This window comes from Microbacterium sp. HSID17254, assembly GCF_003989315.1.
GTDB lineage: Bacteria > Actinomycetota > Actinomycetes > Actinomycetales > Microbacteriaceae > Microbacterium.
The window spans coordinates 1-810 of sequence record NZ_RBLT01000175.1 but is presented as its reverse complement, the minus strand read 5'-3'; the positions used below and the strand labels follow the sequence as shown (position 1 = coordinate 810).

Here is an 810-nt window from a genome sequence, read left to right as displayed (position 1 = left end):
GGGTTACCGAGGGGCATGGCGGTGGGCGGGCGATCAGGGCGCGAAACGGGCAGTGGCCTGCGATGACCAGGGCAGTCGGCTGCACCTGGGCGCGGCGCGAGCCAACGACCATGACTCGCCCCTGCTGGAACCGACCTTGACCGGCATCGTGACGATGATCGGCCCGCTGCCCCGCCACCGCGACGCCCACGGTGGTGATCTGTTCCCGACCGTGCACCTGGACCGCAGCTATGACTCCGGCAAGACCCGTACTCTGCTGCACACCCTGGGCTTCACCGGCGAGATCGCGACCACGGGGGTCCCGGCTCCGATCCAGGCAGGACGACGGTGGCCCATCAAGCGCACGCACTCCTGGATGAACGGCTACGGCAAGCTGCGCCGGTTCACCGATCGCCGGAAGATCATCGTCGAGTTCTACCTCAACCTCGCCGCCGCGCTCACCGTGATCCGCCGGCTGATCAACCGTGCCCGCAGCCGCTACCGCTGGACAACCCGACCCACGACCCGTCGACTCCGATAACCATCAATCGCCGGGCGCTCGAATCTGAGCCAAGGCGGGCCCGAGACGCGCAGCCCGGACACGAGACCCGCACCGGACCGAAGATCATCAGATGATGCATGGATCTGCTCGGTTGTCGAGAAGACCGCCCATGGACGCAGGCAACCCAAGATCAACAGCCAAAGGACCCACGCATCCACCGATGACCTCCGGCAGCCAGCGACATCCGCACCAACCGAACCGGCACCCCGAGGACGAGGAGCTGCCGCGCCGCTTCCGGTCCTCACCCGCCAAAGCCGGGCTGTCGTCCG

Annotated in this window: 1 pseudogene; it reads left to right on the top strand. The window is 67.5% G+C overall.

The window, feature by feature from the left end:
* Positions 1 to 520: pseudogene (locus D8M34_RS18430) on the top strand (hypothetical protein); the annotation flags it as partial.
* Positions 521 to 810 lie beyond the last annotated feature (290 nt).